The sequence below is a fragment of the Variovorax sp. YR566 genome, assembly GCF_051992195.1.
In the GTDB taxonomy this organism is placed as follows: Bacteria; Pseudomonadota; Gammaproteobacteria; order Burkholderiales; family Burkholderiaceae_C; genus Variovorax.
The window spans coordinates 1,025,615-1,038,872 of sequence record NZ_CP197092.1 but is presented as its reverse complement, the minus strand read 5'-3'; the positions used below and the strand labels follow the sequence as shown (position 1 = coordinate 1,038,872).

12 protein-coding genes are annotated in these 13,258 nt (G+C 61.0%); 2 read left to right on the top strand and 10 right to left on the bottom strand.

What is annotated here, in order from left to right:
- Positions 1–3: 3 nt before the first annotated feature.
- The 5 genes from ACTG4X_RS04795 to ACTG4X_RS04775 all read right to left on the bottom strand — a co-directional run bounded on the left by ACTG4X_RS04795 (position 4) and on the right by ACTG4X_RS04775 (position 5,113).
- Positions 4–699: an ABC transporter ATP-binding protein gene (locus ACTG4X_RS04795; protein WP_093210083.1), complete on the bottom strand. Its 696-nt coding sequence runs from the start codon at positions 697–699 to the stop codon at positions 4–6.
- Between the two features lies 1 nt (position 700).
- Positions 701–1,471, bottom strand: coding sequence for an ABC transporter ATP-binding protein (locus tag ACTG4X_RS04790; protein ID WP_440533317.1), 771 nt, complete (start codon positions 1,469–1,471; stop codon positions 701–703).
- Between the two features lie 14 nt (positions 1,472–1,485).
- Positions 1,486–2,805 carry a branched-chain amino acid ABC transporter permease gene (locus ACTG4X_RS04785; protein ID WP_097200333.1) on the bottom strand — a complete coding sequence of 440 codons (1,320 nt, stop codon included), beginning with the start codon at positions 2,803–2,805 and terminating at the stop codon, positions 1,486–1,488.
- Between the two features lie 23 nt (positions 2,806–2,828).
- Entirely contained in the window at positions 2,829–3,776 is a 948-nt protein-coding gene (locus ACTG4X_RS04780; protein WP_007833170.1) for a branched-chain amino acid ABC transporter permease, read from the bottom strand.
- A gap of 98 nt (positions 3,777–3,874) precedes the next feature.
- Positions 3,875–5,113 (bottom strand): branched-chain amino acid ABC transporter substrate-binding protein, encoded by a 1,239-nt coding sequence (locus ACTG4X_RS04775; protein WP_007833169.1) that lies wholly within the window; start codon positions 5,111–5,113, stop codon positions 3,875–3,877.
- Between the two features lie 125 nt (positions 5,114–5,238).
- Here ACTG4X_RS04775 and ACTG4X_RS04770 point away from each other — a divergent pair, with 125 nt between their 5' ends.
- Positions 5,239–6,282, top strand: coding sequence for a PAS domain-containing sensor histidine kinase (locus ACTG4X_RS04770; protein WP_093210086.1), 1,044 nt, complete (start codon positions 5,239–5,241; stop codon positions 6,280–6,282).
- Positions 6,283–6,295: 13 nt separating this feature from the next.
- Positions 6,296–6,928, top strand: a complete 633-nt coding sequence (locus tag ACTG4X_RS04765; protein WP_042673361.1) for a response regulator — start codon at positions 6,296–6,298, stop codon at positions 6,926–6,928.
- Between the two features lie 139 nt (positions 6,929–7,067).
- Here ACTG4X_RS04765 and ACTG4X_RS04760 read toward each other — a convergent pair whose 3' ends face one another.
- The 5 genes from ACTG4X_RS04760 to ACTG4X_RS04740 form a co-directional block, all read right to left on the bottom strand.
- Positions 7,068–7,421, bottom strand: coding sequence for a GFA family protein (locus ACTG4X_RS04760; RefSeq protein WP_081502655.1), 354 nt, complete (start codon positions 7,419–7,421; stop codon positions 7,068–7,070).
- Positions 7,422–7,614: 193 nt separating this feature from the next.
- Positions 7,615–9,870, bottom strand: coding sequence for a DUF6351 family protein (locus ACTG4X_RS04755; RefSeq protein ID WP_143080842.1), 2,256 nt, complete (start codon positions 9,868–9,870; stop codon positions 7,615–7,617).
- A 228-nt stretch (positions 9,871–10,098) separates the two neighbouring features.
- Positions 10,099–11,229 (bottom strand): acyl-CoA dehydrogenase family protein, encoded by a 1,131-nt coding sequence (locus ACTG4X_RS04750; RefSeq protein ID WP_440533316.1) that lies wholly within the window; start codon positions 11,227–11,229, stop codon positions 10,099–10,101.
- A 10-nt stretch (positions 11,230–11,239) separates the two neighbouring features.
- A complete protein-coding gene (locus tag ACTG4X_RS04745) occupies positions 11,240–12,424 on the bottom strand; it encodes an acetyl-CoA C-acyltransferase (RefSeq protein WP_093210089.1) in 1,185 nt (394 codons plus the stop codon).
- A 28-nt stretch (positions 12,425–12,452) separates the two neighbouring features.
- On the bottom strand, positions 12,453–13,211 hold the full coding sequence (locus tag ACTG4X_RS04740) for a 3-hydroxyacyl-CoA dehydrogenase (RefSeq protein ID WP_097200336.1): 759 nt from the start codon (positions 13,209–13,211) through the stop codon (positions 12,453–12,455).
- Between the last annotated feature and the right edge of the window lie 47 nt (positions 13,212–13,258).

The window sequence follows — 13,258 nt, the reverse complement described above, 5'->3', positions numbered from 1 at the left end:
CGGTCAAACTTCAAGCCATTCCTTGCGGGTGGCGCCGTCGGCACGGAGGCTGTCCGGCGTCCCGTCGAACACGATGCTGCCGTGGCCCATGACGAGCGCGCGATCGGAGATCTGCATGGCAATGGTGAGCTTCTGCTCGATCAGCAGCACCGAGATGCCCTTGTCCTTCAGCGTGCGCAGGTACTGCCCCACCAGCTCGACGATCTTGGGCGCGAGGCCTTCGGTGGGCTCGTCAATGATGATGAGGTCGGGGTCACCCATCAGCGTGCGGCACAGCGTGAGCATCTGCTGCTCGCCGCCCGAGAGCACGCCCGCTTCGGTGTGCTGGCGCTCCTTCAGGCGCGGGAACATGCCGTACATGTCGTCGAACGACCAGCGGCTGCCCTTGCCCGAGCCCTTCTGCCCCAGCAGCAGGTTCTGGTGCACCGTGAGCTTGGGGAAGATGTCGCGGTTCTCTGGCACGTAGCCGATGCCGAAATGGGCGATCTCGTAGGCTTTGCGACGCAGGATGTCCTGCCCCTTCCAGTGCAGGCAGCCCTCGGCATGCACCAGGCCCATGATGGCTTTGGCGGTAGTCGAGCGGCCTGAGCCGTTGCGGCCCAGTAGCGCGACGATTTCGCCGGGGTTCACGTCGAACGAAACGCCGTGCAGCACGTGGCTCTTGCCGTAGTAGGCGTGGATGTCTTTGAGCTTCAGCATGTCAGTGTCCCGCCCCTTGTGCATCCGCGACCGACGAGCCGAGGTAGGCCTCCTGCACGCGCGCATTCGCGCGAACGGCAGCAGGCGTGTCGAAGGCAATGACTTCGCCGTACACCACCACCGCGATCTTGTCGGCCAGCCCGAAGACCACGCCCATGTCGTGCTCCACCGTCAGCAGTGTCTTGCCGACGGTGACGTGCTTGATGAGCGAGATGAAGTGCGAGGTTTCGGTCTTGCTCATGCCCGCCGTGGGCTCGTCCAGCAGGATGACGCTGGCGCCGCCCGCAATGGTCACGCCGATTTCCAGCGCACGCTGCTCGGCGTAGGTGAGGTTCACCGCATGCACGTCGCGCTTCTTCTCCAGGCCGATCTGCTTGATGAGCTCTTCGGTGCGCTCGTTGGCGTCGTCGAGGTTCGAGAGAAAGCGCAGGAAGGTGTATTTGTAGCCCAGGCTCCACAGCACGCCGCAGCGCAGGTTCTCGAAGACGGTGAGCTTCGGGAAGATGTTGGTGATCTGGAAGCTGCGCGACAGCCCCATGCGGTTGATCTCGTACGGCTTCATGCCGTCGATGCGCTGGCCGTTGAGCAGCACCTCGCCGCTGGTGGGCGTGAGCCGCCCGCTGATCAGGTTGAACAGCGTCGACTTGCCCGCTCCGTTCGGGCCGATGATGGCCACGCGCTCCCCGGCGTTCACCGCCAGGTCCACGCCGCGGATGATTTCGGTCTTGCCGAAATTCTTGCGCAGGTTCTTGAGTTCGAGTGCAGAGGTCATGCTGTTGCCGCCGCTCACGCAGCCTCCCGGCGCTTGATCTCGGCTTCGATGAGCTCCTGTGCGTATCCCCAAGTGCGCACGAAGCGGCGCCGCGCGATCTCCAACAGCGCACCGCCGACGATCAGTAGTGCGGCCGAGGCCAACCAGCACACTGGATTAGATGTATCGAGCGTGAAGCCCAGGAAAGGCAGTTGCGGCCCCTGCGCTGCATCGAGCTGCATGTGATAGATCATCTCGACGAGGGCCGCCGCGCTGCCCGCGAATACCGCACCGCTCGAGAGCAGGCCCAGGTAGAGCCACCAGAACGGCTTGAAGCGGTCGAACTTGGCGACGCGCAGATTCATCATGACCAGGCTCGCCACGCCACCCGGTGCGAACATCACCATGAACAGGAACACCAGTCCGAGGTACAGCAGCCAAGCCTTGCTGAGTTCCGACAGCATCACCGAGGCGAACACCAGCAGCACCGCGCCGATGATCGGTCCGAAGAAGAAGGTCGCGCCACCGAGGAAAGTGAACAGCAGGTAGCTGCCCGAACGCACGCCGTTGAGACTGTCCACCGCGTTCACGATCTCGAAATTGACGGCAGCCAGCCCACCACCGACACCGGCAAAGAAGCCCGCAATGATGAAGGCGAAGTAGCGCACGCGCTGTGTGTTGTAGCCGATGAACTCGACCCTCTCCGGGTTGTCGCGCACCGCGTTCAGCATGCGTCCGAGCGGCGTTCCGGTGAAGGCATACATCAGCGCGGTGCAGACGAAGCAGTACGCGGCGATCAGGTAGTACACCTGCAACTGAGGCCCGAAGGTCACGCCGAAGAAAGGCGTTCCGTACACGCGGTTGGTGGTCACGCCCCCCTCGCCGCCGAAGAAGCTCGGAAACATCAACGCCATCGACGCGACGAGCTCACCCAGGCCGAGCGTGATCATCGCGAAGGTCGTGCCCGATTTCTTGGTGCTGACGTAGCCGAACAAGAAGGCGAAAAACAGACCCGCGAGACCACCGACCAGCGGGATCAGCACCAGGGGAACGGGCAGGCTGCCGTTGGTCGCGAGATTCATCGCATGGACCGCAACGAAAGAGCCGAGGCCGGTGTAGACCGCGTGGCCGAAACTCAACATACCGCCCTGCCCGAGAAGAATGTTGTAGCTCAGACAGATGATGATCATGTAGCCAATCTGCGAGAGCATCGTCAACGCCAGGCTGCTGCGGAATACGTGCGGCGCAGCGATCAGCGCGACGGCGAACAGCGACCAAATGAGAAGACGGGCAATGTTCCAAGGCTTGAGACGGCTGTAGCGCAAAGAGGCTGGCGTCGGGGAAGCGGCGTTCATGTGAATGGCGGGGTTCGTCACGTCTAGTCCTCGCGGGTGCCCAGCAGCCCCTTGGGACGGAAGATCAGGATCAGCACGAGAAACAGGTAGGGAAGGATTGGCGCAACCTGCGAGATCGTGAGCTTGAGCAGCTCATAGCCGAAGGTCTGTTCGCTGACTGCAACGCCAAGCGCGCGCAGGCCAGTGGCGACCGAATGGTCCATCGCGACCGCGAAGGTCTGGATGATCCCGATCAGCAGCGACGCCAAAAAAGCACCGGCCAGCGATCCCATGCCGCCGACAACAACAACCACGAAGATGATCGAGCCAACCGACGCGGCCATCGCCGGTTCGGTCACGTATGTATTTCCGCCGATCACGCCAGCCAGGCCAGCGAGGGCTGCGCCACCACCGAAAACCAGCATGAAGACGCGCGGCACGTTGTGACCCAGTGCCTCGACCATCTCGGGATGTTTGAGCGCGGCCTGGATCACCAGCCCGATGCGGGTGCGAGTGAGCAACAGCCAGACCGAGAGCAACATCAGCAGCGCCACCAGCATGACGAAGGAGCGGGACCGAGGAAACTGAATGCCGTAGAGCGTGAAAAGCGAACCCTGCAGCGCCTGAGGCAAGCCATAGGGCACCGGCGAACGGCCCCAGAGAAGCTGAACCACTTCGAGGATCAGGTACGACAGGCCGAAGGTCACCAGAAGCTCGGGCACATGGCCGAACCTGTGCACGCGCCGCAGGCTGAAACGCTCGAAGGCCGCACCCAGTGCGAACACCACCAGCGGCGCAACGACCAGCGTCGGCCAGAAACCGATGACGCCCGACAGCGTGTATGCGAAATACGCTCCCAGCATGTAGAAACTGGCGTGCGCAAAATTGAGCACACCCATCATGCTGAAAATCAGCGTCAGCCCGGAGCTCAGCATGAACAGCAGCAACCCGTAACTCACGCCGTTCAGAAGCGAGATGACGAAAAACTCCATGACCCACCTTGGTCTGCATAAATTGGCACGACGGGCGCAGCCCGTCTATCGAAACGCAGGGATACCTGACGGCCCCCTGCTCAGTCCAGACGCGAAGCTCAGCCTGCTGACGGGCGCCTCATCTGGCAACTGGTGGGCGTACTGGAGACCTTCGAATCCAGCTGCTTGACCGGTACAAAGCCGTAGCCGGTGTTCTCGACGCTATAGGGGTGTTGCTTATCGTTCTTCTGCCACTTGGTGATGAACATGGGTTGCTGGAGTTGATGATCCGCAGCGCGCATTTGCACATCACCTGAGAAGCCCTTGATCGACAAGCCTTCCATTGCCCTGGCCACCTTGACGGGGTTGGTGGACTGAGCTTTGGCCATTGCAGCGCCCAGCAGTTGAATCCCGGTGGCGCTTGCGGACATGTAGAAGTCATCGTTGAATTTCTTCTTGAACTCCGACCTGATCTGACCCAGCTCTCCCTCCGGGTTGGAATGACCGAGAGTGATGACGTAGACCTCGCTCTCACCACCGGCAGCCAGCACCGTAGGGGTACCAGTCGTTTCCGCGTAGTACGTGTACATGGGAACCTTCAAGCCGGCTTCGTTGATCGCCTTGACCAGCAGCGTCAGGTCCTGCCCCCAATTGCCAGTGACGATGGTGTCCGCACCCGATTGCTTGATCTTGGCCGCGTACGGGGCGAAGTCCTTCACCTGGCCGATCGGAACCAGGTCTTCACCAACGATCTTCACGTCAGGCCGATTGCGCTCGATGGCCGTCTTGAAGTACGAGGCGACTTGCTGTCCGTGAGAGTAATTCTGGTTGATCAAGAATACCTTCTTGACACTGGCCTGATCTTTCATGAACGCAGTCAGCGCTTCCATGTGCATGGAAGTGTCCGGGTACAGGCGGAAGTGCCAGAAGTTGCACTTCTCGTTGGTGAGGGCTGGGTCGACAGCTGCGTAGTTCAGATACACGACCTCTTTGCCAGGATTTCGATCATTGTGTTTAGCGACTGCATCAATGATCGCCGCCGCGGCACCTGACCCATTGCCCTGAACAATGTAGCTAAAGCCCTGGTCGATAGCTGATCTGACGGTGTTCAGGCTCTCCTGCGGAGACCCCTTGTTGTCGAAGCCGACAACTTCGAAATTAACTCCGGCCGGGTTTTTCCCGGAATAGTGGGACGCGGCGAACTGCCAGCTTTTGAGCAGGTTCTGGCCGACATTGGCAAAGGGCCCCGACAACGGATCCATGAACGCGATGCGGACGGTCTCGCCCTTCTGGGCGTACGCCACGCCCGACACGGCAACGATGACAGAAACAGCAACGGTTTTCAGGACAGAACGCACAGAGACTCCTCGGAAGATGTGGTCGAACTTTAAGGAGCCTGGCGCGCCGCGCCCATCGGACGATTCCGAGCGGACGCTAGGGAAAACACGGCAGGACTGGCGCCTCAAATTTCTATGATTGAGGTATGTCGGACTCCCTCATCGACCCTTCACCCAACGTGCCATTCCAGGCGATGATCGAGCAGTCGCTGGCGGGCATCTATGTGTTGCAGGATGAGCGCTTCGTCTACTCGAACAAGACGTGGGCCAACATGATCGGGTACACGCCGGAAGAGCTTGTGAACATGACTCTGAAGCAGTTGTGCGCACCGGACGTGTACGAGCGCGTTCGGGAAGGCTACTACCGACGCCTCAACGGAGAGATCCACAGCATGCGATTCCTTTCGCGTGGCGTGCATCGTGACGGTCATATCGTGCATATAGAGATCCACGGCTCCTTCATGATCTATCAGGGACGGCCTGCGGTCGGCGGCGTGGGCATCGACATGTCGGAACGGGTTGAACAAGACGAGGCACTGCGGCGCTCGCGCGAACAGTTGCAGGAACTGCTTGCCTATACCAGCCGCAAGCTGGAGGATCAACGCCTCAGTTTTGCGCGCGACGTGCATGACGAACTGGGCGGCATGTTGACGGCCCTGAAGATGGACGCGACCCGCATCCTGCGTCGCGTTGACACAGACGAACTTCGGGACATGACTCTGAACGTGCTGGATCTAGCGCAAAAAACCATCGAGAACGTCAAGGCGATCTCCGAATCCCTGCGGCCCAGTGCGCTGGATCACGTCGGCCTGGGTCCTGCGATCACGCGTGATCTGGAGCAATTCTCCGAGCGCTCCGGAGTGATCCATTCGTTGCGATGCGAAGCCATATCGCTGCGTCTTCCACCCAAAAGGGCCAATGCGGTCTATCGGATCTTCCAGGAGGGCTTGACCAACGTAGCACGGCATGCCAACGCAAGATTCGTCAAGGTCAGTCTCTCGCAACAGAGCGAGTGGCTAGAGATGGAACTATGCGACGACGGCCGCGGATTCGTACCTGCCATGCAGGACCGTCGATCTCTCGGTCTGTTGAGCATGACGGAGCGAGCGCGCGAAGTGGGAGGGCAGTTGGACATCATCAGCTCTCCCGGCAATGGCGCCCGGCTCCTGCTTCGTGTACCACTCTTGTGAAATCGATACACCCATGATCCGAGTTCTGGTGGTCGACGACCACACCATCTTCCGCTCGGGGGTTCAGCGGCTGCTCCTTGACGAGGCCGACGTGCGCGTGACAGCCGAGGCCCGCAATGGAGCAGAGGCGCTTGAAGAACTTCGCTCGCACTCATGCGATGTGGTCCTCTTGGACATCAACATGGAGGGACGCAGCGGCCTGGATGTTCTTGCGTCGATGCGCGCGCTCCCACATTGCCCACCGGTCCTGGTGCTGTCCATGTACCCGGAAGAACAGTATGCAATGGTTGCAGTGAAGGCTGGCGCCAGCGGTTACCTTCAGAAGGACTCGGAGCCTGCGGAATTGATCCGTGCCATTCGCGAAGCAGCCGGCGGCGGTAGCTATTTGAGCGCGCGCGCGGCGCCGCTCGTCAGAGACCGGATGCGCGGCATCGACGACCGGCCTCCTCACCAGCGGCTTTCGGTCCGCGAGCACCAGATCATGCTGATGATCGTCAAGGGTATGTCCGTCACAGAGATCGGGGAGGAAATGCTGATCAGCGTGAAAACCGTCAGCACACATCGAACGAATCTGTTGGAGAAGCTGGGCGTAGCGGGCACCGCTGAACTCGTGATGTACGCCGTACGCAACGGCCTGGTGCACTGAGCCCGGCACTCGATTTCCCGGCGACAAGGCTTGCAAGCGGCTGTACAGTTGTACTGTTGTACCTGCTCGCAAGGACGTTCAACGTAAGGATCGGCCCGCGGCTTGTCCCTGAACGTCTCCTTCATGGAGGGGTTGAGAGTCACATTGCCCGGCCATCGAAGTTTTGAACTGGGATCGTCGCGAGGTCAATGTTCTCTATGCACCGAAGATTCACAGCGGCGACGGCGTTGCCTTTGGGATCTGTGCCTTCGCCAAAGACATGAATTCCGCACTTAGGGCAGAAGCGATGCTTGATGACATGTTTGTTGAACTGGTAGGTGCCTGCCGCTTCGTCTGGAGTCTTTAGCCGAAGACTGGTGCGCGGGACAAACCACAGGAGCGAAGCTCTTCTTGCGCACATGGAGCAGTTGCAGGCCAGAGCACCATTGATGGCGCCTTCGACTTCGATGGCGACATTGCCACAGTGGCAGCCTCCGGCAAAAGTAGCGGTCATGATGCTCAGGGTGGCGTGGGGCGGACAACCCTACTCTACCAAGCCGGAAGCATCACATGATGCATCATGAAGCCGCTATGGGAACAGTTGCATGCCGGCTACAACTGGAGCGGTCCCGGGTGCCAACCTGCAGCCACGCGCAAGGCTCCCCAAAATGAACGCGTTGTAGGCCAATCGGCCCACAACGTGAGGTCTACTTTATGGCGCTTCCGCGGCCGTCCGAATAGGAGAGCCATGTACCACCAAGCGAAGTAGCGCCAACGCTTGGCTTTTGGTAGTCGCAAACACCGGTCGAGAACACCGCGCTTAACCGGACCAGTTGTGCGTCCGACAATGATGCAGGGTAATCGGAGCGCTGGATCGGCCTGAGCTGACATTTCAAAACATCATCGGTCAGCGGCGCACCAGCGACTAGCCGTGGATTGCGATGGAATGGGTAGAGCGTTCCACACATGCCGGAGTTACTGATATCGGCGTGCTCTGCAATTGGCGTCCCAGTGGAATCAAAACAGGTGTCCTCGAGCCCAGAGGGTTTGTTGGCGAGAACTTTGGCTGCCTGCGATGAGTAAGAGGCTGTATCTGACTTGATGCTCGTGAGCCACTGATCCATACGAGTCAAAACTTCGTCCATCAGCGGTTGCGTAATCGCCGGTCCGCGATAGATCACCTGATTCCCCACCGAACCGGCTCTTTCAAGGCGTGCCCTCGAAACGAGCGATCGCACGCTGTCATGGACATCGCCAGCGAGATCGGTGTAGTTTCGCCAATCCAGAATCGGAATTCCCGAAAGATTCTCCATCTGATTCACTCGACCGTTCGCAAAGGCGGCGTTCAGTGCTGCAGCGGGCGCCGTCATTCGAGCGGACTGCAGGTTTCCGTCCTTGTCGTAGCCCCCAACAAACTCATTGAGTTGAACAAACTGCTCTGCAGTGATGTCTCCCGCCTGGAATGCGCTCAGGCCGTATTGCACGCCTTCATTGTCCAACGGCCGATACGCAAATCCGTCGGCCGGATCTATGCCAAGCATGTTTTTCTGGGTGTCATAGACGGTACAGCGTGCCCCAGCTGGGTTTGTGGCAGGGTCATAGAGTTCAGATGCGGGAATTGCCAATGAGCAATTGTTTAGCTCATATGTGTTGCCGCCATAAACAATCGGTGGATAAGCTGTTCGCTTCGCAGTAACGAGTCCAGGTGCATAGCTTGCCTGCCATGCGTTGGTACAGGTTTTCCAAGTCCCATATCCCGATACGGCTGTCTTTTGGGCGTCCGACCAAGCCAGAGAAGAGCTGTTGGTAAAGGCACGATCAAGCAGCGGACAGTCCATTGCAGAGGGCATCACGGAGACAAGATCCGAAAAGGATTCACCAGGCGCGATTCCGTCGAGAATTCCCGGGTAGTTGTTGGCGATCCCGCGCTGCAAAATGGAGCCGCCTGACAGCCCCCAGCCCATCAAGTACATCGGCACGCCATATGTTTTGATGAACCGCTCCTTCACCATCGCCGCAGTCTCTGCGCCAAGCACGTCGTTCGCATTGGTGCCAAACACGTCAAGCGTCGACCCAAGCACGGCAAAGCCGCGGGAGAGTATGGCTGTTTCCAAGACACCACTGACGGGTGATAAACCTGTGCTGGTGCCTTGCGTATAACCAGCTCCAGTAGATCCACCGAAGACGAAAACAGCCTTCTTGTTCCATCCGGCATAGCTCTTCACAGGAGCGGGTGTGCCCTCGACGGTGGGGTCGAACAACACGGCCATTTGGTAGATCCCACGGTTCAGTGTTCCCGTTTCGTGACGTACGATCAGATTAACCGTACGCCCGTCGCTGGTCGTGGTTGTCTGCACATCTGCCGGCAGTGCTGATGGCAACACCTTCCAAGTGGCCTGGCCCTTTGGGAGATACAGATAGAGCACCTTGGTTGGCGCGTTGCAGTTTTCATCCACGGGATCGCCGAGAGTTGATCCATCCGGCAGCTTGAATGATGCCGTTTGGCACACCCAGGGTTTTTGATGAGGCCCTGAGAAGATGGGCCCGTTGATATCGTGATTCTGGATTTTGACGGAGCCCGATTGACCTCCTGCGCTCACATCGATGATGTTGTCGCCCATGGAGAGCCCGGTGATCAGTCCTATCGCAGTTCGATCGCCGACTTTGCTCAACACGGCAGGTTGTACAACCTGGTTCACAGCGACCTTTAGCGCCGTGAGGTCGGTGTCGGCCGGCACAGTGACTTGGACAAGCGCGCTTCCACCACTCACCATGTCCGTGCGACTCGACAAGATGGAGACTACCGGTGGGCCGCTCTGCGCGGGAGGTGCACCATCGGAAGGTGCAATGCCCTGCACGGGGGCAAACGTGACGCCGTGGTTGTCAGACCCACCGCAACCACCTACTAGTCCAGTACCCAAGGCGGCCGAAATCGCTAAAAGCCGCATCGCTTTTCCGTTCATGATGTCTCCATACTTGTTTCTTTATCGAACAGCTGCTTACCATCTGCCATGGAGGTTCTCGCTAAACCATCGACGACGCACGTATGACATTCGAAGCATGGAAAGCAAAGGGACATCCTCGAAAGAGGTAAGCCAACTTTAAGAAGTCCAGGGCGACACTCCCATCGGACGATTCCGAGCGGTCGCTAGGGAAAACACGACCGCACCTTGGCCGACACCCCCTGACGCTCACGCCAGCGCGCGTTGAATCAGCAGCTTCTGGATGTCCGAAGTGCCTTCATAGATCTGGCACACGCGCACGTCGCGGTAGATGCGCTCCAGCGGAAAGTCGTTCACGTAGCCGTAGCCGCCCAGCGTCTGGATGGCTGCGCTGCACACGCGCTCGGCCATCTCGCTGGCGAACAGCTTGGCCATGGCGGCTTCCTTCAGGCAGGGCAAGCCGGCGTCGCGCAGGCTCGCGGCATGCCAGATCAACTGGCGCGCGGCCTCGAGCTGCGTCGCGCATTCGGCCAGGCGAAAGCCCACGGCCTGCTGGTCGAAGATCGAGCCGCCAAAGGCCTGGCGTTCCTTGGCATAGGCCAGCGCCACGTCGAAGGCGCTGCGTGCCATGCCCACGCTCTGCGCGGCAATGCCGATGCGGCCGCCTTCGAGCGCGCCGAGCGCGATCTTGTAGCCCTCGCCTTCCGCGCCGATCAGGTTCTCGCGCGGGATGCGGCAGCCGTCGAAGTTGATCTGCGCTGTGTCGCTGCTGTGCTGGCCCAGCTTGTCTTCGAGGCGCGCCACGTTGTAGCCCGGCGCATCGGTCGGCACGATGAACGCGCTCATGCCGCGCTTGCCCGCGCCCTTGTCCGTTACCGCGATGACGATGGCCACCTGGCCGTTCTTGCCGCTGGTGATGAACTGCTTCACACCGTCGATCACGTAGGCGTCGCCGTCCCTGCGCGCCGTGGTGCGCAGGCTCGAGGCATCGCTGCCTGCCTGCGGCTCGGTGAGACAGAAGGCGCCGAGCATCTGGCCCTGCGCCAGCGGTTCGAGCCACTGCTTCTTCTGCTGCGCGTTGCCGTAGCGCATGAGGATGGCATTGACCGGGCAGTTGGTCACGCTGATGGCGGTGCTGGTGCCGCCGTCGCCGGCAGCGATTTCTTCCAGCACCAGCGCGAGAGTGAGGTAGTCGAGGCCGGCGCCACCGTTCTCTTCGGGCACGCAGATGCCGTAGGCGCCCAGCGCCGCGAGGCCCTGGTGGGCTTCCTTCGGAAAGCTGTGCTCGCGGTCCCACTTGGGCGCAAGTGGCCAGAGTTCGGCTTGCGAGAAATCGCGCACCGCGTCGCGGATGGCTTCCTGGTCAGTACTCAGCAACATGATGCAGTCCTCACACCAGTTCGATAGCGACGGCGGTTCCTTCGCCCCCGCCGATGCACAAGGTGGCCACGCCGCGCTTCTTGCCGCGCGCCTTCAGCGCATGGATCAGCGTGACCATGATGCGCGCGCCGCTGGCGCCGATCGGATGGCCCAGCGCGCAGGCGCCGCCGTTCACGTTGACGATCTCGTGCGACACGTCGAGCTCGTGCATCAGTGCCATCGGCACCACGGCGAAGGCTTCGTTCACTTCCCACAGATCGACGTCTTTCACCTTCCAGCCGGTCTTCTGGAACAGCTTGGCGACGGCGCCCACGGGCGCGGTCGAGAACCACTCGGGCTGCTGCGCGTGCGTGGCGTGGCCGACGATGCGGGCGATGGGCCTGGCGCCGATCTTCTTCGCGTGCGACTCGGTCATCATGATCAGCGCGGCCGCGCCGTCGTTGATCGACGAGCTCGATGCGGCGGTGATAGTGCCGTTTTCTTTCTTGAACGCGGGCTTCAGCGTGGGAATCTTGTCGAGCTTGACCTTGCCCGGGCCTTCGTCGATCGAAATGACGGTGTCGCCGCCGCGGCCCTTGACCGTGACGGGCACGATCTCGTCCTTGAAGAGGCCGGTGTCGGTGGCCTTCTTGGCGCGCTCGACACTGGCGATGGCAAACGCATCCTGCTGCTCGCGCGTGAACTTGTACTTGGCCGCGCAGTCTTCGCCGAAGGTACCCATCGAGCGGCCCGGCTGGTAGGCGTCTTCGAGGCCGTCGAGCATCATGTGGTCGAAGATGCGGTCGTGGCCCATGCGGTAGCCGCCGCGGCCCTTGAGCATGAGGTAGGGCGCGTTGGTCATGCTTTCCATGCCGCCGGCCACCATCACGTCGTGCGTGCCGGCCAGCAGCAGGTCGTGCGCGAGCATCGCGGCCTTCATGGCCGAGCCGCACATCTTGCTGAGCGTGACTGCCCCTGCGCTGTCGGGCAGGCCGCCCTTGTAGGCCGCCTGGCGCGCCGGGGCCTGGCCCTGGCCTGCCATCAGGCAGTTGCCGAACAGCACTTCGCCCACGCTCTCGGGCGCGATGCCGGCGCGCTCGACAGCGGCCTTGATGGCTGCGCCGCCGAGGTCGTGCGCGGAGAGGGAAGAAAAGTCGCCTTGAAAGCCCCCCATGGGGGTGCGGGCGGCGCCGACGATGACGATGGATTCGGACACTGGATTTCCTTGAATGACCTGAGAGGATTTACTTCGGCGGCAACCGGATCGCTCCGTCGAGACGAATCACCTCGCCGTTGAGCATGTCGTTCTCGATGATGTGCTTCGCCAGCTTGGCGTAGTCCTCGGGCGTGCCCAGGCGGGAAGGGAAGGGCACGCTGGCGGCCAGCGCGTCCTGCACTTCCTGAGGCATGCCGAACAGCATGGGCGTGCCGAAGATGCCGGGAGCGATGGTCATGTTGCGGATGCCGCTGCGCGCGAGGTCGCGGGCGATGGGCAGCGTCATGCCGACCACGCCGCCCTTGGAGGCGCTGTAGGCCGCTTGGCCGATCTGCCCGTCGTAGGCTGCGACAGAGGCGGTGGAAATCAGCACGCCGCGCTCGCCCGTGGCTTCGGGCTCGTTCTTGCTCATCGCGTCGGCCGCGACGCGGATCATGTTGAAACTGCCGATCAAGTTGACCGTGACGGTCTTGCTGAACACGGCGAGTGCGTGGGGACCGTTCTTGCCGACCGTCTTCTCGGCCGGCGCGATGCCTGCGCAATTGACCAGGCCCACCAGCTTGCCGAGCTTTTGCGCGGCGGCCACGGCCGCCTGGCCGTCGGCCTCCTGGCTCACGTCGCATTGGACGAACACGCCGCCGATGTCACGCGCGACGGCTTCGCCCTTGTCGGCCTGCATGTCGGCGATCACCACCTTGCCGCCGTTCGCAGCCAGCATGCGCGCCGTGCCTTCGCCGAGGCCCGAAGCGCCCCCGGCCACGACGAATACCTTGCCTTCAATTTTCATTTGTGTTCCCGTTAAAAAGTGTTCGTTAATGCTGAACCGACGATCCG